This window comes from Streptococcus sp. 'group B', assembly GCF_002073795.1.
Classification (GTDB): Bacteria; Bacillota; Bacilli; order Lactobacillales; family Streptococcaceae; genus Streptococcus; species Streptococcus agalactiae.
In genome coordinates, this window is sequence record NZ_CP020432.1 from 520,080 (window position 1) to 539,860 (window position 19,781).

19 protein-coding genes and 1 other RNA gene are annotated in these 19,781 nt (G+C 35.9%); 17 read left to right on the plus strand and 3 right to left on the minus strand.

The genetic code is table 11. The features are described from left to right. Positions 1-15 precede the first annotated feature (15 nt). The 7 genes from A6J68_RS02970 (at position 16) to pepC (ending at position 6,774) form a co-directional block, all read left to right on the plus strand. Positions 16-819 (plus strand): amino acid ABC transporter permease, encoded by an 804-nt coding sequence (locus A6J68_RS02970; RefSeq protein WP_001071297.1) that lies wholly within the window; start codon positions 16-18, stop codon positions 817-819. After that, a complete protein-coding gene (locus tag A6J68_RS02975) occupies positions 819-1,562 on the plus strand; it encodes an amino acid ABC transporter ATP-binding protein (RefSeq protein WP_000593862.1) in 744 nt (247 codons plus the stop codon). The genes A6J68_RS02970 and A6J68_RS02975 overlap by 1 nt, the downstream gene beginning before the upstream one ends. 121 nt (positions 1,563-1,683) lie before the next feature. Further along, positions 1,684-1,908, plus strand: coding sequence for a DUF4059 family protein (locus tag A6J68_RS02980; RefSeq protein ID WP_000478227.1), 225 nt, complete (start codon positions 1,684-1,686; stop codon positions 1,906-1,908). Positions 1,909-1,976: 68 nt separating this feature from the next. Then, positions 1,977-2,891, plus strand: coding sequence for a thioredoxin-disulfide reductase (gene trxB / locus A6J68_RS02985; RefSeq protein WP_000272353.1), 915 nt, complete (start codon positions 1,977-1,979; stop codon positions 2,889-2,891). Positions 2,892-3,048: 157 nt separating this feature from the next. Then, a complete protein-coding gene (locus tag A6J68_RS02990; RefSeq protein ID WP_000276178.1) occupies positions 3,049-4,509 on the plus strand; it encodes a nicotinate phosphoribosyltransferase in 1,461 nt (486 codons plus the stop codon). Then, a complete protein-coding gene (gene nadE, locus A6J68_RS02995; protein WP_000174855.1) occupies positions 4,506-5,327 on the plus strand; it encodes an ammonia-dependent NAD(+) synthetase in 822 nt (273 codons plus the stop codon). Before A6J68_RS02990 ends, nadE begins: the two co-directional genes overlap by 4 nt. 112 nt (positions 5,328-5,439) lie before the next feature. Beyond that, positions 5,440-6,774 carry an aminopeptidase C gene (gene pepC, locus A6J68_RS03000; RefSeq protein WP_001293160.1) on the plus strand — a complete coding sequence of 445 codons (1,335 nt, stop codon included), beginning with the start codon at positions 5,440-5,442 and terminating at the stop codon, positions 6,772-6,774. A gap of 46 nt (positions 6,775-6,820) precedes the next feature. On the opposite strand, the gene pbp1a is transcribed toward pepC, so the two are convergent. Beyond that, a complete protein-coding gene (gene pbp1a / locus A6J68_RS03005; protein WP_000628365.1) occupies positions 6,821-9,061 on the minus strand; it encodes a penicillin-binding protein PBP1A in 2,241 nt (746 codons plus the stop codon). Further along, positions 9,048-9,647: a Holliday junction resolvase RecU gene (gene recU, locus A6J68_RS03010; protein WP_000248792.1), complete on the minus strand. Its 600-nt coding sequence runs from the start codon at positions 9,645-9,647 to the stop codon at positions 9,048-9,050. The genes pbp1a and recU overlap by 14 nt, the downstream gene beginning before the upstream one ends. Before the next feature lie 74 nt (positions 9,648-9,721). On the opposite strand from recU, the gene A6J68_RS03015 reads away from it, so the two are divergent. The 5 genes from A6J68_RS03015 (at position 9,722) to A6J68_RS03040 (ending at position 13,817) form a co-directional block, all read left to right on the plus strand. Next, complete coding sequence (locus A6J68_RS03015) at positions 9,722-10,240, plus strand: DUF1273 domain-containing protein (protein ID WP_000843096.1); 519 nt, start codon at positions 9,722-9,724, stop codon at positions 10,238-10,240. 120 nt (positions 10,241-10,360) lie between these two features. Further along, the gene (gene gpsB / locus A6J68_RS03025) at positions 10,361-10,693 is read left to right on the plus strand and encodes a cell division regulator GpsB (RefSeq protein WP_000146544.1); all 333 of its coding nucleotides are present in this window, start codon (positions 10,361-10,363) and stop codon (positions 10,691-10,693) included. 18 nt (positions 10,694-10,711) lie between these two features. Then, an RNA gene (gene rnpB / locus A6J68_RS03030) (RNase P RNA component class B) lies at positions 10,712-11,080 on the plus strand. Between the two features lie 82 nt (positions 11,081-11,162). Beyond that, positions 11,163-12,317, plus strand: coding sequence for a THUMP domain-containing class I SAM-dependent RNA methyltransferase (locus A6J68_RS03035; RefSeq protein ID WP_000664851.1), 1,155 nt, complete (start codon positions 11,163-11,165; stop codon positions 12,315-12,317). Between the two features lie 12 nt (positions 12,318-12,329). Then, a complete protein-coding gene (locus tag A6J68_RS03040) occupies positions 12,330-13,817 on the plus strand; it encodes a cell division site-positioning protein MapZ family protein (RefSeq protein ID WP_001287858.1) in 1,488 nt (495 codons plus the stop codon). 224 nt (positions 13,818-14,041) lie between these two features. Here the strand turns inward: A6J68_RS03040 and A6J68_RS03045 are convergent, their stop codons facing one another. Further along, the gene (locus A6J68_RS03045; protein ID WP_000159882.1) at positions 14,042-14,524 is read right to left on the minus strand and encodes an S-ribosylhomocysteine lyase; all 483 of its coding nucleotides are present in this window, start codon (positions 14,522-14,524) and stop codon (positions 14,042-14,044) included. Positions 14,525-14,712: 188 nt separating this feature from the next. On the opposite strand from A6J68_RS03045, the gene A6J68_RS03050 reads away from it, so the two are divergent. From A6J68_RS03050 to A6J68_RS03075, 5 genes are all read left to right on the plus strand, one after another. Then, a complete protein-coding gene (locus tag A6J68_RS03050; protein ID WP_000481839.1) occupies positions 14,713-16,320 on the plus strand; it encodes a ribonuclease Y in 1,608 nt (535 codons plus the stop codon). Between the two features lie 128 nt (positions 16,321-16,448). Then, entirely contained in the window at positions 16,449-17,345 is an 897-nt protein-coding gene (locus A6J68_RS03060) for an ABC transporter ATP-binding protein (RefSeq protein ID WP_001029971.1), read from the plus strand. Further along, positions 17,332-18,072 carry an ABC transporter permease gene (locus A6J68_RS03065; RefSeq protein WP_001217940.1) on the plus strand — a complete coding sequence of 247 codons (741 nt, stop codon included), beginning with the start codon at positions 17,332-17,334 and terminating at the stop codon, positions 18,070-18,072. Before A6J68_RS03060 ends, A6J68_RS03065 begins: the two co-directional genes overlap by 14 nt. Next, positions 18,069-19,154 (plus strand): sensor histidine kinase, encoded by a 1,086-nt coding sequence (locus A6J68_RS03070; RefSeq protein WP_000791335.1) that lies wholly within the window; start codon positions 18,069-18,071, stop codon positions 19,152-19,154. The genes A6J68_RS03065 and A6J68_RS03070 overlap by 4 nt, the downstream gene beginning before the upstream one ends. Before the next feature lies 1 nt (position 19,155). Next, on the plus strand, positions 19,156-19,746 hold the full coding sequence (locus tag A6J68_RS03075) for a DNA-binding response regulator (protein WP_000772044.1): 591 nt from the start codon (positions 19,156-19,158) through the stop codon (positions 19,744-19,746). The last annotated feature ends 35 nt before the right edge of the window (positions 19,747-19,781 follow it).

The following is a 19,781-nucleotide window of genomic DNA, read 5'->3' on the forward strand; positions in this document are numbered from 1 at the left end:
AGGAAAGTAGAAGGAATGAATCAATTTATCTTGACGGGTGGATGGTCTTGGTATAATAATTTGGTTAGTCAGGTTCCAGCGGGGAAATTATTTAGTTGGAAGGCTGTTTTAGATGCAATACCCTCAATTTTAGAGCGATTACCCATAACGCTATTATTGACAGTAGCAGGAGCCTTATTTGGACTCATTTTAGCTTTGATTTTTGCAGTAGTGAAAATTAACCGTGTCAAAATTTTATATCCGATTCAAGCTTTATTTGTTAGTTTTTTACGTGGGACTCCAATACTTGTTCAATTAATGCTGAGTTATTATGGAATTCCACTTTTCTTGAAATTTTTAAACCAAAAATATGGTTTTGATTGGAACATTAATGCTATACCGGCTTCTGTATTTGCTATTACTGCATTTGCTTTTAATGAAGCGGCTTATACAAGTGAAACTATACGAGCGGCGATTTTGTCGGTTGATCAAGGTGAAATTGAGGCAGCACGTAGTTTAGGGATGACCTCAGCGCAAGTTTATCGTCGTGTTATTATTCCAAACGCAGCAGTAGTCGCAACACCTACTTTGATAAACACGTTAATTGGTCTAACTAAGGGAACCTCTTTAGCTTTTAATGCTGGTATTGTTGAAATGTTTGCCCAAGCACAAATTATGGGTGGTAGCGATTATCGCTATTTTGAACGTTATATCTCTGTGGCACTTGTTTACTGGGCGGTTAGTTTCTTAATTGAACAATTGGGAAATGCTATTGAACGAAAAATGGCAATTAAGGCTCCACACCATTTAACTGATGAGATTCCAGGAGGAGTACGCTAATGATAAAATTGAGACAATTGACTAAATCATTTTCTGGTCAAAAAGTGTTAGACAAACTTGATTTAGATATTGAAAAAGGTCAAGTTGTTGCTCTAGTAGGTGCTTCAGGTGCAGGAAAATCAACCTTTCTTCGTAGTATGAATTATTTAGAAGAGCCTGATTATGGAACAATTGAAATTGATGATTTTAAGGTTGATTTTAAATCAATCAGTAAAGATGACATACTAACATTACGCCGTAAGTTAGCCATGGTTTTTCAACAATTCAATCTATTTGAGCGTCGTACAGCTTTGGATAATGTAAAAGAAGGTTTGAAAATTGTCAAAAAGATGTCAGATCAAGAGGCAACACGGATTGCAAGAGACGAACTGGCAAAGGTCGGACTTGCAGATCGTGAAAAATATTATCCAAGACATTTATCAGGTGGACAGAAACAACGTGTTGCTTTGGCACGCGCATTAGCCATGAAACCTGATGTTCTTCTTTTAGACGAACCGACATCAGCACTTGATCCAGAATTAGTTGGAGAAGTTGAAAAATCTATTGCAGATGCTGCTAAGCAGGGGCAAACCATGGTGCTTGTTAGTCATGATATGAATTTTGTTTACCAAGTAGCAGATAAAGTTTTATTTTTGGAAAAAGGTCGTATTTTAGAGTCTGGGACGCCTGAACAATTATTTAACCATCCTTTAGAAGAACGTACAAAAGAATTCTTCGCTAGTTATAACAAATCGTACCTATAAGCTAAAATATTTTGATATAATGAAGGTTAGAATGTCTAATCTTCATTTTTAATTATTCTTGAGTTAGGCTAAGTATATAAGAAAGCTGCGATATGTTTTGACAATCGCTTGTTGGATAGAGATGTTTTTAGAAATAGCAAAAGTTTATTTACAAGGTTTAGGGCTTGCCAGCATAACTGTTATTTTAGTTGGTATATTTTGGGTCTTTTGGCGTGCCAAGAAAAACATAGATAAAACAGCTAGAGAACGCCAATCTGTTCTTTATGATGTCCTTCTGATAGCTCTTATGACAGCTCCAATACTTGCCTTTGCATTTGTAGCTATCATTTTAATGATAAAAGCTTAGTCAGATTAGTTGGAAATATAGACGCTTTGCTATAGAATAAAACCATAAGATTCAAAGGAGAAATAGTAATGTATGATACTTTAATAATAGGTTCAGGTCCTGGTGGTATGACAGCAGCGCTTTACGCTGCACGTTCAAACCTTAAAGTTGGGTTAATTGAACAAGGTGCTCCAGGTGGACAGATGAATAATACTGCTGAAATTGAGAACTATCCAGGCTACGATCATATCTCAGGTCCAGAATTATCAATGAAGATGTATGAGCCGTTGGAAAAATTTGAAGTAGAGCATATTTATGGTATAGTTCAAAGAGTTGAGAACGATGGTGATGTAAAGCGTGTTATCACCGAAGATGAATCGTATGAAGCCAAAACAGTAATCCTTGCTACCGGAGCTAAAAACAGCCTTTTAGGAGTTCCGGGTGAAGAGGAATATACTAGTCGTGGCGTTTCTTACTGTGCGGTTTGTGATGGTGCATTTTTCCGTGATCAGGATCTTTTAGTTGTGGGTGGCGGTGATTCTGCTGTTGAAGAAGCTGTCTTCTTAACTCAATTTGCTAAAAGTGTTACTATTATTCACCGACGTGATCAATTGAGAGCTCAAAAAGTACTTCAAGACCGAGCTTTTGCTAACGAAAAAATAAAATTTGTATGGGATTCAGTGGTCAAAGAGATTAAAGGAAATGAGATTAAAGTATCTGGTGTAACTGTTGAAAATCTAAAGACTGGAGAAATCTCAGAGATGACTTTCGGAGGTGTTTTCATTTACGTTGGTTTGAAACCACATTCTAGCATGGTCTCAGAATTAGGTATTACGGACGAGACTGGCTGGGTCTTAACTGATACAAATATGAAAACATCAATTCCAGGACTATATGCTATTGGGGATGTTCGTCAAAAAGATCTACGTCAGATTGCGACTGCTGTTGGTGAAGGTGCTATCGCTGGACAGGGTGTTTATAACTATATAACTGAGCATTTCTAAGAAATACTAAAAGTAGAAAAGACTATCGAAAAACGATTAGTCTTTCTTTTTATTTTCATGAAAGTAAGGTGATAAACTGAACTACCGAGATAGAAATATGCTATAATGTTAGACATATAGCCTTATCCTAGGCTCATGATTAAAAGGAGATTGTCTGATGTATAAAGACGATAGTTTAACACTACATACTGATTTATATCAAATTAATATGATGCAAGTCTATTTTAATAAAGGTATTCACAATAAAAAAGCGGTGTTTGAAGCTTACTTTCGCAAGGTTCCATTTGAAAATGGTTATGCTGTTTTTGCAGGTTTAGAACGTATTGTTCGTTATTTAGAAAATCTGAGCTTTTCTGATAGTGATTTATCCTATTTAGAAGAGTTAGGTTATCCTGAAGAATTTTTAGATTACTTAAAAAATTTAAAAATGGAACTGACTGTCAAATCAGCTAAGGAAGGTGACCTTGTATTTGCTAATGAACCATTAGTTCAAATTGAAGGTCCTTTAGCACAATGTCAGTTAGTAGAGACAGCGATTTTAAATATCATCAACTACCAGACACTTGTTGCTACAAAAGCAGCTCGTATTCGTTCTGTTATTGAAGATGAACCGCTATTAGAGTTTGGGACACGACGTGCTCAAGAAATGGATGCAGCCATTTGGGGTACTAGGGCAGCGATTATTGGTGGTGCTAACGCAACGAGTAATGTTCGTGCTGGTAAAATCTTTAATATTCCAGTATCAGGAACGCATGCACATGCTTTAGTTCAAACTTATGGCGATGATTACCAGGCATTTAAAGCTTACGCAGAAACTCATAAAGATTGCGTCTTTTTAGTGGATACTTATGATACCCTTCGTGTAGGTGTGCCTAATGCTATTCGAGTTGCAAAAGAGATGGGCGAAAAGATTAATTTCTTGGGAGTTCGCCTTGATTCAGGTGATTTAGCTTATTTGTCTAAGAAAGTTCGTCAGCAGTTAGATGACGCCGGTTTTCCTAATGCAAAGATTTATGCTTCGAATGATCTAGATGAAAATACAATCCTCAACCTAAAAATGCAAAAAGCTAAAATTGATGTTTGGGGTGTCGGAACAAAATTAATTACAGCCTATGATCAGCCTGCGCTAGGTGCTGTTTATAAAATTGTTTCTATTGAGACTGACGCCGGTAGTATGCGAGATACAATTAAACTATCAAACAATGCGGAAAAAGTATCAACACCTGGGAAAAAGCAAGTTTGGCGTATCACCAGTCGAGCTAAAGGGAAATCTGAGGGTGATTACATCACATTTGCAGACACTGATGTGACACAATTAGATGAAATTGACATGTTTCATCCAACTTATACTTATATCAATAAAACAGTCCGTGATTTTGACGCAGTACCCTTACTGGTAGATATCTTTGACAAAGGGAAATTAGTTTATCAATTACCAAGCCTTCAAGAAATTCAAGAGTACGGACGCAAAGAATTTGATCAGCTTTGGGATGAGTATAAACGTGTTCTGAATCCACAGGATTACCCAGTTGATTTGGCACGCGATGTTTGGCAAAATAAAATGGACCTGATTGATCGTATCCGTAAAGAAGCTTTGGCAAAAGGAGAAGTAAGATGACTTTGCAAGATCAAATTATCAAAGAACTCGGTGTAAAACCTGTTATTAATCCAAGTCAAGAAATCCGTCGTTCCGTAGAATTTTTAAAAGACTATCTATTAAAACATAGTTTTCTAAAGACCTATGTACTGGGTATTTCAGGGGGGCAAGATTCAACTTTAGCAGGACGTCTAGCTCAACTAGCAGTTGAAGAGTTGCGTGCTGATACAGGGGAAAACTATCAATTTATAGCTATTCGTTTACCATATGGTATTCAGGCCGATGAAGAAGATGCACAAAAAGCATTAGATTTTATCAAGCCAGATATTGCTTTGACCATTAATATTAAAGAAGCTGTTGATGGCCAAGTTAGAGCTCTTAATGCAGCAGGAGTAGAGATTACAGACTTTAATAAAGGAAATATTAAAGCTCGTCAAAGAATGATTAGTCAATATGCAGTTGCAGGTCAATATGCTGGAGCGGTTATTGGTACTGATCATGCTGCAGAAAATATTACAGGTTTTTTCACCAAATTTGGTGATGGAGGTGCGGACTTATTACCTCTCTTTAGACTTAATAAAAGTCAGGGAAAACAGTTATTAGCTGAACTTGGTGCTGATAAAGACTTGTACGAAAAGATTCCAACCGCAGATTTAGAAGAAAATAAACCAGGAATCGCTGATGAAATAGCACTTGGAGTAACCTACCAAGAAATTGATGCTTATCTTGAAGGGAAGGTAGTTTCGGACAAGTCTCGAGGTATCATTGAAAATTGGTGGTATAAGGGTCAACATAAACGTCATCTTCCAATCACAATTTTTGATGATTTCTGGAAATAAGAAAAATAGCTAGAATATTCTAGCTATTTTTGTTTCTCTAATAAATTACTTTCAGACTTGCAGAAATATTCAGAATGTTTATAATAGTAGCTAAGTATAAAAGGAGGAATTTATGTCAGAATTAACTCAAACATTTACAGATAAGTTATTAGCTGATTACCAAGCAAATACAAAATTTAGCGCTATTGAAAATGCAGTAACTCACAATGGTTTATTGAAGTCTCTAGAGACTCGTCAAAGTGAGATTGAGAACGACTATGTCTTTTCAATTGATTTGACCAAAGATGAAGTCTCTAATCAGAAACAATCAGGACGTTGCTGGATGTTTGCTGCACTGAACACATTTCGTCATAAACTGATTTCAGATTTTAAACTCGAGAACTTTGAATTATCTCAGGCACATACATTTTTCTGGGATAAGTATGAAAAATCAAATTGGTTTATGGAACAAATTATTGCGACTGCAAATCAGGAATTGAGTAGTCGTAAGGTAAAATTCCTATTAGATGTACCTCAACAAGATGGCGGACAATGGGACATGGTGGTTGCTCTGTTTGAGAAATATGGTGTCGTTCCTAAAACAGTTTATCCTGAATCTGTTTCATCAAGTGCTAGTCGTGAACTAAATCAATATTTGAATAAACTTTTACGCCAAGATGCACAGATTCTACGAGAATTAATAGCGCAGGGAGCAGATGGGGCAACTGTTCAAAATAAAAAGGAAGAATTGCTTCAAGAAATTTTTAACTTTTTAGCAATGAACCTTGGCTTGCCACCGCAATCTTTTGATTTTGCTTATCGTGATAAAGACAATCATTATCAGTCTGATAAAAATATTACACCGAAAGCATTTTATCAAAAATATGTTAATCTTGACATATCAGATTATGTTTCTATTATCAATGCTCCAACTGTAGATAAGCCTTATGGACAATCCTATACAGTTGAGATGCTTGGAAATGTTGTCGGAGGCCCAGCTGTTAAATATTTAAACCTTGATATGAAACGGTTTAAAGAGTTAGCGATTGCGCAAATGAAATCAGGAGAAACTGTGTGGTTTGGTTCAGACGTAGGTCAAGTATCAAATCGTCAAAAGGGTATCCTAGCAACTACGACTTATGATTTTAATTCATCTATGGATATTAAACTTAGCCAAGACAAAGCGGGCCGCCTAGATTATAGTGAAAGTTTAATGACACATGCTATGGTCTTAACGGGAGTAGACCTTGATGAATCTGGACAACCTTTAAAATGGAAAGTTGAGAACTCTTGGGGAGAGAAAGTTGGTAAGGATGGTTATTTTGTAGCTTCAGATGCTTGGATGGATGAATATACTTACCAAATAGTCGTTCGTAAAGAATTGCTTACTAAAGAAGAATTAGAGGCTTACAACGCAGAGCCAATTACTTTAGCGCCGTGGGATCCGATGGGAGCACTAGCTAATTAGTAATAGTAATTATAAATTAAAAAACTGGATATATTATCCAGTTTTTTTAATTACCGTTAGGTGCTGTATTGTTATTACCATTACCATGTCCAGTTCCTGGCACAGTTTGATTGGAATTATTAGGGGTAGTAGCATTACCATTATTAGGTGTTTCGACTTGTGGGGATGATGAATTGGCATCATCTGCTGTATTCTTATCCTCTTTTTGTTTCTCAGAGGATGTTGAACTACTGCTTTGACTTGACTGTCCAGAATTTTGATAGATATTCTTATAGACAGAAGAAGAGTAAGTGCCGGTTGTAGTTGTCCCATTGATATACAAGTAGCTTCCACTTCGATAGAGCCCTTCTGGCATTGTCCAATCTGCACTGTATCCGCCAGTTAGGTAGGACATCATTGCACGATAAACCTCAGTAGCAATATCCAGTTGGCTACCATAAAGTGGTGTAAGGCGATTTTTATAACCAGTCCAAATTGCCATTGTGTACTTAGAAGTATAGCCGACAAAGTTTTCGTCAGGAGCCATTGTACCAACGGCGCTATTGTAGATACCAGTAGTTGCTTCAATTTTAGCTAACTCATCTTCTGTATAGTTGGAAGTACCAGTCTTACCAGCTTGTGCAACACCAGGGATAGCTGCTTTAGTACCAGTACCAAATGTTAGTACTGTTTTCAACATATCCGTCATCATGTAGGCAGTAGTCTCTTTCATCGCACGGCTACCAGACGCTGCATAAGTATCATTGGTTCCATCGCTAAATTCAATTTTATTAACATATTGCGGCTTATAGTAAGTTCCGCCGTTTGCAAAAGCCGAGTAAGCCGCTGCCATTTTCTCACTACTTGCACCATATTTTGCATCACTGCTATTGTTGTTACTTGAAATAGCATTTGAATAGTTCATTTCTGGATAGTATATGCCTAATTTTTCAAGGAAAGATTTTGCTTCGTCTAATCCAGCGGCTTCAAGTGCTCTGACAGCAGGGACGTTACGTGATTGTTGAATAGCGGTCTGCATACTCATCCAACCCATATATTGACGATCCCAGTCATATAGTTGAGTAGAAGTACCAGGCCAGTAGTAAACTGAGTCGTTTAATGATTGACCTGTTGAATTATAGACACCACTATCAATAGCAGGTGCATAAGCTGAGATAGGTTTCATTGTAGAACCCCAATCGCGGTCTGTTAAGACAGATTGATTTGTCCCAAATGAAATATTTTCATTCTGATGACGCCCGCCTAATTGTGCAATGACTTTACCATTAGTCGCATCCATGATGGTAGATGCTATTTGTAATTCATTGTTTGGATAAGCGATGTAAGTATCACTGTTGTAGATGTCATATAGTTGTTTTTGTGCATCAGTGTTGATATTAGTATACACTTTTAGCCCAGCAGTAAAGATATCTTTACCAGTTTTTTGTTTAACTTCACTAATAACTTGTTTTAAGTAGTTATCCATATATTTTGGATAAGTAGATTTTTGCTTTAATTCTTTTAAGCCATCAGTTACTGGAGTTGCAACAGCTTGGTCGTATTCCTTTTTAGAAATGTTTTTATCTTGATACATCTGCTGAAGAACGGTATTACGTCTTGTTTGAGCAGATTCTGGGTTTTTATAAGGGTCATATTGTGTAGGTGCTTGAGGAATACCAGCGAGCAAAGCAAGTTGTGCAATAGATAATTCCTTTAGGTCTTTACCAAAGTATGATTTAGCTGTTGTTCTCATACCATAATTCCCATTTCCCATATAAACTTTATTAATATAGAAAGTAAGAATTTCTTCTTTGGTGTATTTACGCTCCATTTGAAGCGCAAGCCAAACTTCCTGTGATTTACGTTTTAACGTTTGGTCAGATTTATTGGTAGAAAAGTAAGCCAGTTTAATCAACTGTTGATCAAGGGTTGAACCACCTTGCGTATTACTACTAACAAGGTTATGCCAAGCTGCACCTAAAATACGATAAATATCGACACCTCTATGTTTAAAGAAACGTTTATCTTCTATAGAAGTGATAGCGTTAACCAAATTTAGTGGAATGCTATCCGCACTAACACTTTCACGCTTTTCTGAGCCTAAATCGGCAATAAGTTTATTATTACCATCATAAACCAAACTAGAGTTAACGGATTTTAAAGCTTGATCGGTTAATTTCGGAGAACGACTAACGTAGTATGCAAATAGGAGCCCACCTATTACAATAGCTAAGATAATAAATCCCATTATAATGCCAAAAGCATACTTCAATAGTTTGATAACAGATTCCTTTTTAATTGTAATCACCGCCTAATAATTTTTCTTCAATAATATCTAAGTAAGGGACTTGAGGAAAGGCACTCTCCTTTACGAAAAATCCATTTTTTCTGATATAATCAATAGGCATTGATTTATTGCCTTTATCAATCTGATAAAATGAAATTAACTCATTAGCAGGGAGTAGATAGGTTTCCTTAAGTGTGGAAAAATGAAGCAAGACAAAGCAAATCCCTTTTTGCTGTAATACATTTGCCATGTGCTCTATTTGGTGAGCATGAAAATTTTTCATAGGCATAGCAGTTTTCTGCCGGGTTTCTTTGGCTTCAAAGTCAATATAGTAACCTTTGTAAACACCAGAATAATCAGTAGTAGAAGCTTGTCTAAAATAAGCTTCTACAATCTTGGCACGACTACGTTTAGGATAATCTACCTTGACGATTTGTACTGGCGTTGGTTTCTTATGAATGACAGCTAATTCGTGAGACAAATAGTAGTCATTGGTTGCATTGATAGCAGCTTCAAATGACATACCACGGTTGGCAAAATCGATTTTCTTTTTCTTTGATTTTGTAACTGTTGTTTTCCGAATAAGCTGATGTGGATAGTTAACCATTTTTCTCCTTGCATTACAAATAAAATGCTAAGATAAGCAAAACTATTATACCATAAAATTAGGATGGACAACAAATGAAGTCAACTATTCTTGTAACAGGTTACAAAAATTTTGAATTAGGGATTTTCCAGGATAAGGATCCTCGGATTACTATTATAAAAAAGGCTATTGATAAGGATTTTAGACGCTTCTTGGAAAATGGAGCAGACTGGTTTATTTTTATGGGAAATTTAGGGTTTGAGTACTGGGCTTTGGAAGTTGCTCTTGATTTACAAAAAGAATATGATTTTCAAATTGCGACAATTTTTACCTTTGAGAACCATGGCCAAAATTGGAATGAGGCTAATAAAGCTAAGTTGGCACTCTTTAAGCAAGTTGACTTTGTTAAATATACTTTCCCAAGCTATGAAAACCCGGGTCAATTTAAACAATACAATCATTTTCTCATTAACAACACACAAGGTGCATATCTTTTTTATGATTCTGAAAATGAAACTAATTTAAAATTTTTGCTAGAAATGATGGAAAAAAAGGAAGCTTATGATATTTCTTTCCTAACTTTTGATCGCTTAAATGAAATATATGAGGAATGATCGTTTTTTCGGATATGAGAACGTTTTACGCTTGATTTTTCCATTTAATTTAGGTATTATTTACTTTGATATAAAGGATAGGACTTATATTAAAACGATTTGACTGGTTTGGAGAATAGAATGGCAAGTATTATTTATAGCCCAAAAGATATTTTTGAGCAAGATTTTAAAGTTAGTATGCGGGGATATGACAAGAAAGAAGTCGATGTATTTCTGGATGATGTCATCAAAGATTACGAAAATTATCTTGAGCAAATTGAGAAGCTCCAAATGGAAAATAGACGTCTACAACAAGCTTTAGACAAAAAAGAAAGCGAAGCTTCAAATGTAAGAAATTCAGGGACAGCTATGTATAATCAAAAACCGATTGCCCAATCTGCAACCAATTTTGATATTTTAAAACGCATTAGCCGCCTTGAGAAAGAAGTTTTTGGAAGACAAATTAGAGAATAAGGATTTCTCAAATATGCAATTTTTGGATAATCGCGTAGTATTGATATACTATGAGGAAAGTCCATGCTAGCACTGGCTGTGATGCCAGTAGTGTTTGTGCTAGGCGAAAAAATAAGCCTAGGGAGATAGCTAGCTATCTTACGGCAAGCAAAAGGGCTAAGTCTTTGGATATGCCTGAATAGCTTTGAAAGTGCCACAGTGACGTAGTTTCTAGGGAAATCTAGAAAGTGGAACGCGGTAAACCCCTCAAGCTAGCAACCCAAACTTTGGTAGGGGCATGGGATAGTTGGAATGAGAACAATCTATCCTGACTGCTTTGCAGTAGACAGATGATTATCGAAAGAAACAATTCCTAGTTGTTTCTGGAACAAAACATGGCTTATAGAAAATTGCATAATAGGTTAGTGGCTGAGATAACATCTCAGCCAATTTTTAACTGTGATGAATACGATAGTGTAAAAGAGGAAAAATGAAAGAATCATTCAAATTAATAGCAACTGCTGCTGCTGGTTTAGAAGCCATTGTTGGTAGAGAAATCAGAAACCTAGGAATTGACTGCCAAGTTGAGAACGGTAGAGTCCGTTTCCACGGAGACATCAAAACAATCATTGAAACGAACCTATGGCTACGAGCTGCCGATCGTATAAAGATTATTGTAGGAGAGTTTCCAGCACGTACTTTTGAGGAACTTTTTCAGGGTGTATATGGCCTTGACTGGGAAAATTATTTACCGTTAGGGGCAAAATTTCCTATTGCTAAAGCAAAGTGTGTCAAGTCAAAATTGCACAATGAACCTAGTGTACAAGCCATTTCTAAAAAAGCTGTTGCTAAGAAACTTCAAAAAGTCTTTCACCGTCCTGAAGGAGTTCCCTTACAAGAAAATGGAGCTGAATTTAAAATAGAAGTTTCTATTTTAAAAGATAAAGCGACTGTCATGATTGATACGACTGGATCAAGTCTCTTCAAACGTGGTTACCGAGCAGAAAAAGGTGGTGCGCCAATTAAAGAAAACATGGCAGCAGCTATTATTCAATTATCTAATTGGTTCCCTGATAAGCCATTGATTGATCCAACTTGTGGTTCAGGTACTTTTTGTATTGAAGCCGCTATGATTGGAATGAATATAGCTCCTGGTTTTAATCGTGATTTTGCCTTTGAGGCGTGGCCATGGGTAGATCAAAGTCAAGTACAAAAGGTTCGCGATGAAGCTGAGAGTAAAGCAAACTATGATATTGATTTAGATATTTCAGGTTTTGATTTAGACGGTCGTATGGTAGAAATTGCTAGAAAAAATGCAGAAGAAGCAGGACTTGGAGATGTTATCAAATTGAAACAAATGCGTCTTCAAGATTTAAAAACAGATAAAATTAACGGTGTTATTATCTCCAACCCACCATATGGTGAACGACTCCTGGATGACAAAGCAGTGGACATTTTGTATAATGAGATGGGACAAACATTTGCGCCTTTAAAAACTTGGAGCAAGTTTATCCTAACTAGTGACGAAGGATTTGAAAAAAAATACGGCTCACAAGCTGATAAAAAACGTAAGCTTTACAATGGTACTTTAAAAGTTGATTTGTACCAATATTACGGTGAACGTGTGAGACGTCAAGTAAAATAACGGGGAGAACTCATGTCAGAAGATCAAAAACACCCATTTTTTGAACCAGAAAAAGAAACTGATGGTCTTGAATTTAAAGATGCTAAAGAAATGACAGTAGAAGAGGCTGTTAGAAAAGATTCTGAAATTAAGGCTGGTATTACCGAAGAAGATAGTATTCTTGATAAATACATCAAACAACATCGTGATGAAGTAGCTTCACAAAAGTTTGAGACAAAATCAAGCGATTTTGCAAACCTTGATACGGCATCTTTAGATGATTTTATCAAGAAACAGCGCGAAGAATTATCAGCGATGTTAGCTGCAGAAGAGCTTTCTAAAAAGTTGGATAATTCAGTCTCTCAAGAACAAGATATAGAAGCTAATGCTGTCTCACCTAAAGAAGAATCTTCACAAGAACAAGAAAATAGTGTAACTCCAGTTCCTCCTCTGAATACGGAAGCAGAACCAACTGCAACAGAACCAGATTCGACTATTGCTGATTCAGAGGAGTATAAATCCTCTTCTAAGAAGCGTGGAGGTATTGTAGGAACATTGATTGCTCTTATTTTACTTCTAATAGTAACAATCTTTGGTTACAACTATTTCAAGAATAATAATTCGACAAATTCTCAAACTGCAACAAGTCAAAGTTCTAGTTCTAAGGCTACGACGACTTCATCAGAAGAAGATAAAAAAGCTAGTCAGAACTTAGATAATTTCAACAAAGCTTATGCTAACTTTTTTGTTGATGATAAGAAAACCCAACTCAAAAATAGCGAATTTGATAAATTGTCAGAATTAGAAAAGAAAGTTGATGCTTTAAAAGGAACTAAATACTACGGTAAAGTAAAAGTTAAATTTGATAGTCTAAAACGTCAAATTGATGCTGTTAAAGCTGTTAACGACAAGTTTAAGTCGCCTGCTGTAGTTGATGGTAAGAAGAGTGAAAAATTAGAAGTAAAAGATGGAGCGAATTTTGACTCTTTAGATAGTAAAACTCTTAATACTGGTAATGCTAGTCTAGATAGTTTACTTCACTCCATCGTTTCAACTGGTCGTAATCAGGTAAAACAATCCGAAGAACAGGCTAAAAAAACTCAAGAAGAACAGTCTTCGTCTAATAAGGTTTCAGACACTCAAACAACTGAACAACCAAACGTAACTAACGGTCAATCTTCCTCATCAGCTGCTACAATAAATAATCAGGCAGCTGGCACTGCATCAGGTAATTTGGAACGTAACCGTAGCCGAGTACCGTATAATAATGCTGCTATTGCGGACACAGGAAATCCTGCCTGGATATTTAACCCAGGAGTATTAGAGAAAATCGTGGCCACTTCACAGGCGCGAGGCTATTTCTCTGGAAATAACTATATTCTTGAACCTGTAAATATTATCAATGGTAATGGTTATTACAATATGTTTAAATTAGATGGCACTTATTTGTTCTCTATCAATGCCAAGACAGGTTACTTTGTAGGTAACGCTCCTGGAAGAGCTGATAGTTTAGATTATTAATATAAAGAGCAAAACCAGTTTTTTGTCTACACCCTAAAAGTTAGAAAATCAGTCTAACGATTAGGGTGTTTTTTGTATTCGCATTTAGATGTGTACGACTGCTATGAGGATATTAGGGAAAAATTAAAAGGATTTTGCTCTCTATGATACAGAACAAAATCCTTTGTTTAAATTAATAAGACAACTTTTGGAATTCCAAAAGTTGACTTTTATTTTTTATTAGATCAGACAATGTGGCGCTCAAAAGCATTGTCAGAAATCCCTTGGGAAAGAATTAATTTCGCCCATTCTTGAGCAGAGTGGAGACTGTGGTCTTTATAATTTCCACAAGATTCAATGGTTGTTCCAGGAACGTCTTCCCAAGTGACCCCACCAGCAATAGCCTCTAGACTAGATTTGATGACTTTAGCAATTTCAGTAGCATCCTGTTTTCCCCACATAATCATGTGAAAACCAGTTCTACAACCAAAAGGAGAACAATCAATCAAACCATTAATTTGTTGGCGGATTAACTTCGCCAGAAGGTGCTCGATAGTATGTAAACCAGCAGTATCAATAGCATTTTCATTAGGCTGAATAAGGCGGATATCAAAGTTAGTAATGATGTCTCCGACCGGTCCAACTTCTTCTGAAATTAAACGAACGTAGGGTGCTTTAACGATGGTGTGATCTAATTCAAAACTCTCTACGACAACTTCTTTTGTCATAAGTTTTCTCCTTTTGTATTACATTCTAGAGACTAAAGGAGATGTTGAAAATTTCTCCTAATCCCTTTAAATAACATTCTAATCATATCATAAATGTCTATAATTTTAAATTGTGAAAACGCCTTTTTTATGATAAACTTAAAAGTGGACTTTCTATATGAAATCTAGAAAAAAATTGAGGTATAAACATGTTTAATATTATATTAGCAATGGTTTGTGCACTCATTGGTTTGATTATTGGTTATGTGGCTATTTCAATGAAAATGAAATCATCAAAAGAAGCTGCAGAACTAACTCTTTTAAATGCAGAACAAGATGCCGTTGATTTACGTGGTAAAGCAGAAATTGAAGCAGAACACATCCGTAAAGCAGCGGAACGTGAAAGTAAAGCTCACCAAAAAGAATTACTTTTAGAAGCAAAAGAAGAGGCTAGAAAATATCGTGAAGAGATCGAAAAGGAATTTAAATCTGATAGACAAGAGTTGAAACAGATGGAGGCACGTTTAACAGATCGTGCATCATCTCTTGATCGTAAAGATGAAAATCTATCTAACAAAGAAAAAATGTTAGATAGCAAAGAACAAAGTCTAACCGATAAATCTAGACATATTAATGAGCGCGAACAGGAAATTGCTACTTTAGAAACAAAAAAAGTAGAAGAATTGTCACGCATCGCAGAGCTTAGTCAAGAAGAAGCTAAAGATATCATTTTAGCTGATACCGAAAAAGATTTAGCTCATGATATTGCGACACGTATTAAAGAAGCAGAACGGGAAGTAAAAGATCGATCAAACAAGATAGCAAAAGACTTGCTAGCCCAAGCTATGCAACGTTTAGCTGGTGAATATGTTACTGAACAAACAATTACAACTGTTCATCTCCCTGATGATAATATGAAGGGACGTATCATTGGTCGTGAAGGACGTAATATTCGTACTCTGGAAAGTTTGACAGGTATTGATGTTATCATAGATGATACGCCAGAAGTCGTTGTCTTATCAGGTTTCGACCCCATTCGTCGTGAAATTGCTCGTATGACTTTAGAATCTTTGATTCAAGATGGACGTATCCATCCAGCTCGTATTGAAGAGTTGGTTGAAAAAAATCGTTTGGAAATGGATCAACGTATCCGTGAGTATGGTGAGGCAGCAGCTTATGAGATTGGTGCACCAAATCTGCATCCTGATTTGATAAAAATTATGGGACGTTTGCAGTTCCGTACATCATATGGTCAAAATGTACTTCGTCATTCAGTTGAAGTTGGTAAACTTGCAGGTATTTTAGCTGGAGAACTAGGAGAAAATGTTGATTTAGCTCGTCGGGCTGGCTTCCTCCATGATATGGGGAAAGCTATTGATCGCGAAGTTGAAGGCAGTCACGTTGAAATTGGTATGGAATTTGCTCGTAAGTACAAAGAGCATCCGATTGTTGTTAATACTATTGCAAGCCACCATGGTGATGTAGAACCTGACAGCGTTATTGCAGTAATTGTTGCTGCTGCAGACGCCCTTAGTTCAGCACGACCAGGTGCGCGTAATGAGTCAATGGAAAATTATATCAAACGTCTGCGTGATTTAGAAGAAATTGCTAATGGCTTTGAGGGAGTGCAAAATGCCTTTGCACTTCAAGCCGGACGTGAAATTCGTATCATGGTACAACCTGGTAAAGTTTCTGATGATCAAGTAGTTATTATGTCGCATAAGGTACGTGAAAAAATCGAACAAAACTTGGATTATCCAGGTAATATTAAGGTAACAGTTATTCGTGAAATGCGAGCTGTTGATTTTGCAAAATAGTCAAAAGGAGAGCTTGTTAGCTCTCCTTTTGTTATAGAGTTGACATTTGTCATATTTTGAAATGACAAAAATATCTAAAAAGTTTCCTTCTGATTTTTTATACTATGATTATAGTAAAGGAGAACCAAATGGCAAAAGATATAATTAAGGTTGATCATATATTTAAAAGCATCGGGCAAAAAACGATTTTAGAAGATATATCATTTAGTATAGCTTCTAACCAATGTGTAGCATTGATTGGACCTAATGGTGCAGGGAAAACAACTCTGATGTCAACTTTATTAGGTGATATTAGTATTTCTTCAGGAGCATTGACTATTTTTAATCTGCCTGCACACCACAATAGGTTAAAATATAAGGTGGCCATCTTACCACAAGAAAATGTATTGCCCTCAAAGTTTACAGTGAGAGAACTCATTGATTTCCAAAGGTGTTTATTTCCAGAAGTGCTGCCAATGTCTCTGATTTTAGACTATCTACAGTGGAGTGATGCGCACTTGCAACAATTTACAGAGACTTTATCTGGAGGGCAAAAACGACTTTTAGCTTTTGTTTTAACTTTGGTTGGTAAGCCCCAATTACTATTTTTAGATGAACCTACTTCCGGAATGGATACTTCCACACGTCAACGATTTTGGGAGCTGGTTGCGACACTAAAAAAAGAAGGTGACACAATTGTCTATTCTAGTCATTATATCGAAGAGGTAGAACATACAGCTGATAGGATTTTAGTACTTCATAAAGGAAAGTTATTACGCGATACAACCCCCTTTGCCATGAAGCAAGAAAAAACCGAAAAGTTATTCACCGTTCCGCTTAGTTATCAAAAATTATTACCTACCTATTTGATTACAGAGTGTGAAGCCAAGAGTGATAGTATAACGTTTGTTACTGGGGAGGCTGAAACTGTATGGAAAATACTGGCAGATAATGGTTGTCCTATTGAAGCTATTGAGATGACCAATAGAACTTTGTTAAATCGTATTTTTGAGACTACTAAGGAGGTAAAACATGAGAATCTTTAAAGCATTATTGAAAATGGAATTTCTTTTGACAAAACGTCAACTTGCCAATCTCATTATGGCTATAGGTATGCCAGTGGCTTTTTTTCTATTTTTTTCAGGATTTATGGGCGAAGGACTCACTAAAGCCATCGAAGCTATCTACGTTCGTAATTATATGATAACGATGGCAGGATTCTCAAGTCTTAGCTTTGCTTTTTTTACTTTTCCATTTTCTATGAAAGATGATCAACTCTCAAACCGAATGCAATTATTAAGACACTCACCAGTACCAATGTGGCAATATTATCTAGCAAAAATTATTCGTATTTTATTTTACTATTGCCTAGCAATAACTGTTGTTTTCCTAACAGGGCATATTTTAAGGCAAGTTAGTATGCCAATAGAACAATGGATGCAGAGCTTTTTATTGCTATTAGGAGGAGCAACATGTTTTATTCCTTTTGGATTGCTCGTCTCCTACTTTAAAAATACTGAACTAATGTCAATGGTAGCCAATATTTGTTATATGTCATTAGCTGTTCTTGGTGGCATGTGGATGCCAATTACAATGTTCCCAAAATGGTTGCAAGGTTTATCAAAGTTAACCCCTACTTACCATTTGACTCAAGTTATCCTTAGTCCGTTTGCTAATAGTTTTGCTGTTTTTTCTCTTATTATTCTGATAGGCTATGGTATTATAATGTTAGTTATCGCTTATCTACTATCTCAGAAGAGGCATTCAATTTGAAAAATAAAAAAAATAACTATGATTTAATGTATTTTATTCCGTTAGTATTTTTGATTTACCCCATAGGAGGGATTCTCTATTATCACTACCCTTTTTGGACTTTATTTTTTACGCTAGCTTTTGTAGGAGCATATTTATACTCTATTATTATCAGGGGCGAATCAAAGTATCACATGATTGCCTGGTTTACAATGTTGACATATATTTTCTACATGACAGTTTTTATAAATAGTGGTTTCATCTGGTATATTTACTTTCTGAGTAATTTACTCGTCTATCGCTTTAGAGATAAATTGAAGTCTTTTAGATTCATTAGTTTTGCTTGCACTCTAGCCACAATGGTATTTTTATGCTTCTTTAAGGCATCAGACTTTGGTGATAGAATCATGTTTCTAATTGTTCCTATTTTTTGTATCGGTTACATGTGGATTGCTATTGAAAATAGAAATAGCGAAGAACAAAGAGAAAAAATTGCAGAGCAAAATCAGTATATCAATATTTTGTCAGCTGAAAATGAACGTAACCGTATAGGGCGTGATTTGCATGATAGTTTAGGACATACATTTGCTATGATGACACTAAAGACAGAACTAGCGTTAAAGTTGTTAGAAAAAAGGAACTATGATAAGGTACAAAAAGAACTATCAGAATTAAATCATATTAGTCATCAATCGATGAGTGAGGTCCGTCAAATTGTTTCTAACCTCAAGTATCGTACAGTAGTGGAAGAAATTGATGAGTTGTACCGCTTGTTTCAATTATCTAACATCAAGTTAACAGTTGTTAATAAGTTAGAGACGTCACAACTAAGTCCAGTAACACAATCTACAATCACAATGATATTAAAGGAATTATCCAATAATATTGTTAAGCATGCTGAAGCTGATAGCGTGGAGTTGAGTTTAGTAAGGCAAGGTGCTACTATAAATATTGAGATGATTGATAATGGTTGTGGTTTTACAAACCTTGACGGAGATGAGTTGCATAGTATTCAAGAGAGATTAACTATCGTTGAAGGGACACTAACGATTTTGTCCCGAAGTAAACCAACTCATATTCAGGTGATATTGAAAGAGGTATAAGATGAAATTACTTGTTGCTGAGGATCAGTCCATGCTACGAGACGCTATGTGCCAATTACTTTTGATGGAAGAAAGTGTTTCTACTATTGATCAAGCTGGAAATGGTGAAGAAGCTATTGCCATTTTATCCAATAAAGCCATAGATGTTGCAATATTGGATGTTGAGATGCCGATATTATCAGGTTTAGATGTCTTAGAGTGGGTTAGAAAATACCAGAATGTTAAGGTCATAATTGTAACAACCTTTAAGCGGTCAGGTTATTTCCAAAGGGCTATTCGTTCAAATGTAGATGCTTATGTTTTGAAAGACCGCTCAGTAGCTGATTTGATGAAAACGATTCAAAAAGTTTTATCTGGGGGTAAAGAATATTCGCCTGAATTAATGGAAAACGTTATATCTAATCCTTTGAGTAAGCAAGAAATAAAAATTCTTTCCCTAATTGCTCAAGGGAAGACCAGCAAAGAAATTGCATGCACTTTATTTTTATCGAATGGTACAGTTCGTAATTACACGTCAAATATTTTTGATAAATTAGGAGTTAATAATCGTTTGGAGGCACTTAAAATAGCACGAGAAAAGGATTGGCTGTGATAGTTTTTTTCCAGTCGAGATGCCATAATGTATTA

Bases quoted from the DNA above. Each gene is read 5' to 3' on its own strand.
- A6J68_RS03045 (WP_000159882.1), bottom strand. From the start codon at position 14,524: ATGACAAAAGAAGTTGTCGTAGAGAGTTTTGAATTAGATCACACCATC.
- recU (WP_000248792.1), bottom strand. From the start codon at position 9,647: ATGGTTAACTATCCACATCAGCTTATTCGGAAAACAACAGTTACAAAA.
- A6J68_RS02980 (WP_000478227.1), top strand. From the start codon at position 1,684: ATGTTTTTAGAAATAGCAAAAGTTTATTTACAAGGTTTAGGGCTTGCC.
- pepC (WP_001293160.1), top strand. From the start codon at position 5,440: ATGTCAGAATTAACTCAAACATTTACAGATAAGTTATTAGCTGATTAC.
- A6J68_RS02970 (WP_001071297.1), top strand. From the start codon at position 16: ATGAATCAATTTATCTTGACGGGTGGATGGTCTTGGTATAATAATTTG.
- A6J68_RS03075 (WP_000772044.1), top strand. From the start codon at position 19,156: ATGAAATTACTTGTTGCTGAGGATCAGTCCATGCTACGAGACGCTATG.
- A6J68_RS02975 (WP_000593862.1), top strand. From the start codon at position 819: ATGATAAAATTGAGACAATTGACTAAATCATTTTCTGGTCAAAAAGTG.
- A6J68_RS03035 (WP_000664851.1), top strand. From the start codon at position 11,163: ATGAAAGAATCATTCAAATTAATAGCAACTGCTGCTGCTGGTTTAGAA.
- nadE (WP_000174855.1), top strand. From the start codon at position 4,506: ATGACTTTGCAAGATCAAATTATCAAAGAACTCGGTGTAAAACCTGTT.
- trxB (WP_000272353.1), top strand. From the start codon at position 1,977: ATGTATGATACTTTAATAATAGGTTCAGGTCCTGGTGGTATGACAGCA.
- A6J68_RS03060 (WP_001029971.1), top strand. From the start codon at position 16,449: ATGGCAAAAGATATAATTAAGGTTGATCATATATTTAAAAGCATCGGG.
- A6J68_RS03050 (WP_000481839.1), top strand. From the start codon at position 14,713: ATGTTTAATATTATATTAGCAATGGTTTGTGCACTCATTGGTTTGATT.
- A6J68_RS02990 (WP_000276178.1), top strand. From the start codon at position 3,049: ATGTATAAAGACGATAGTTTAACACTACATACTGATTTATATCAAATT.
- A6J68_RS03065 (WP_001217940.1), top strand. From the start codon at position 17,332: ATGAGAATCTTTAAAGCATTATTGAAAATGGAATTTCTTTTGACAAAA.
- A6J68_RS03040 (WP_001287858.1), top strand. From the start codon at position 12,330: ATGTCAGAAGATCAAAAACACCCATTTTTTGAACCAGAAAAAGAAACT.
- A6J68_RS03015 (WP_000843096.1), top strand. From the start codon at position 9,722: ATGAAGTCAACTATTCTTGTAACAGGTTACAAAAATTTTGAATTAGGG.
- gpsB (WP_000146544.1), top strand. From the start codon at position 10,361: ATGGCAAGTATTATTTATAGCCCAAAAGATATTTTTGAGCAAGATTTT.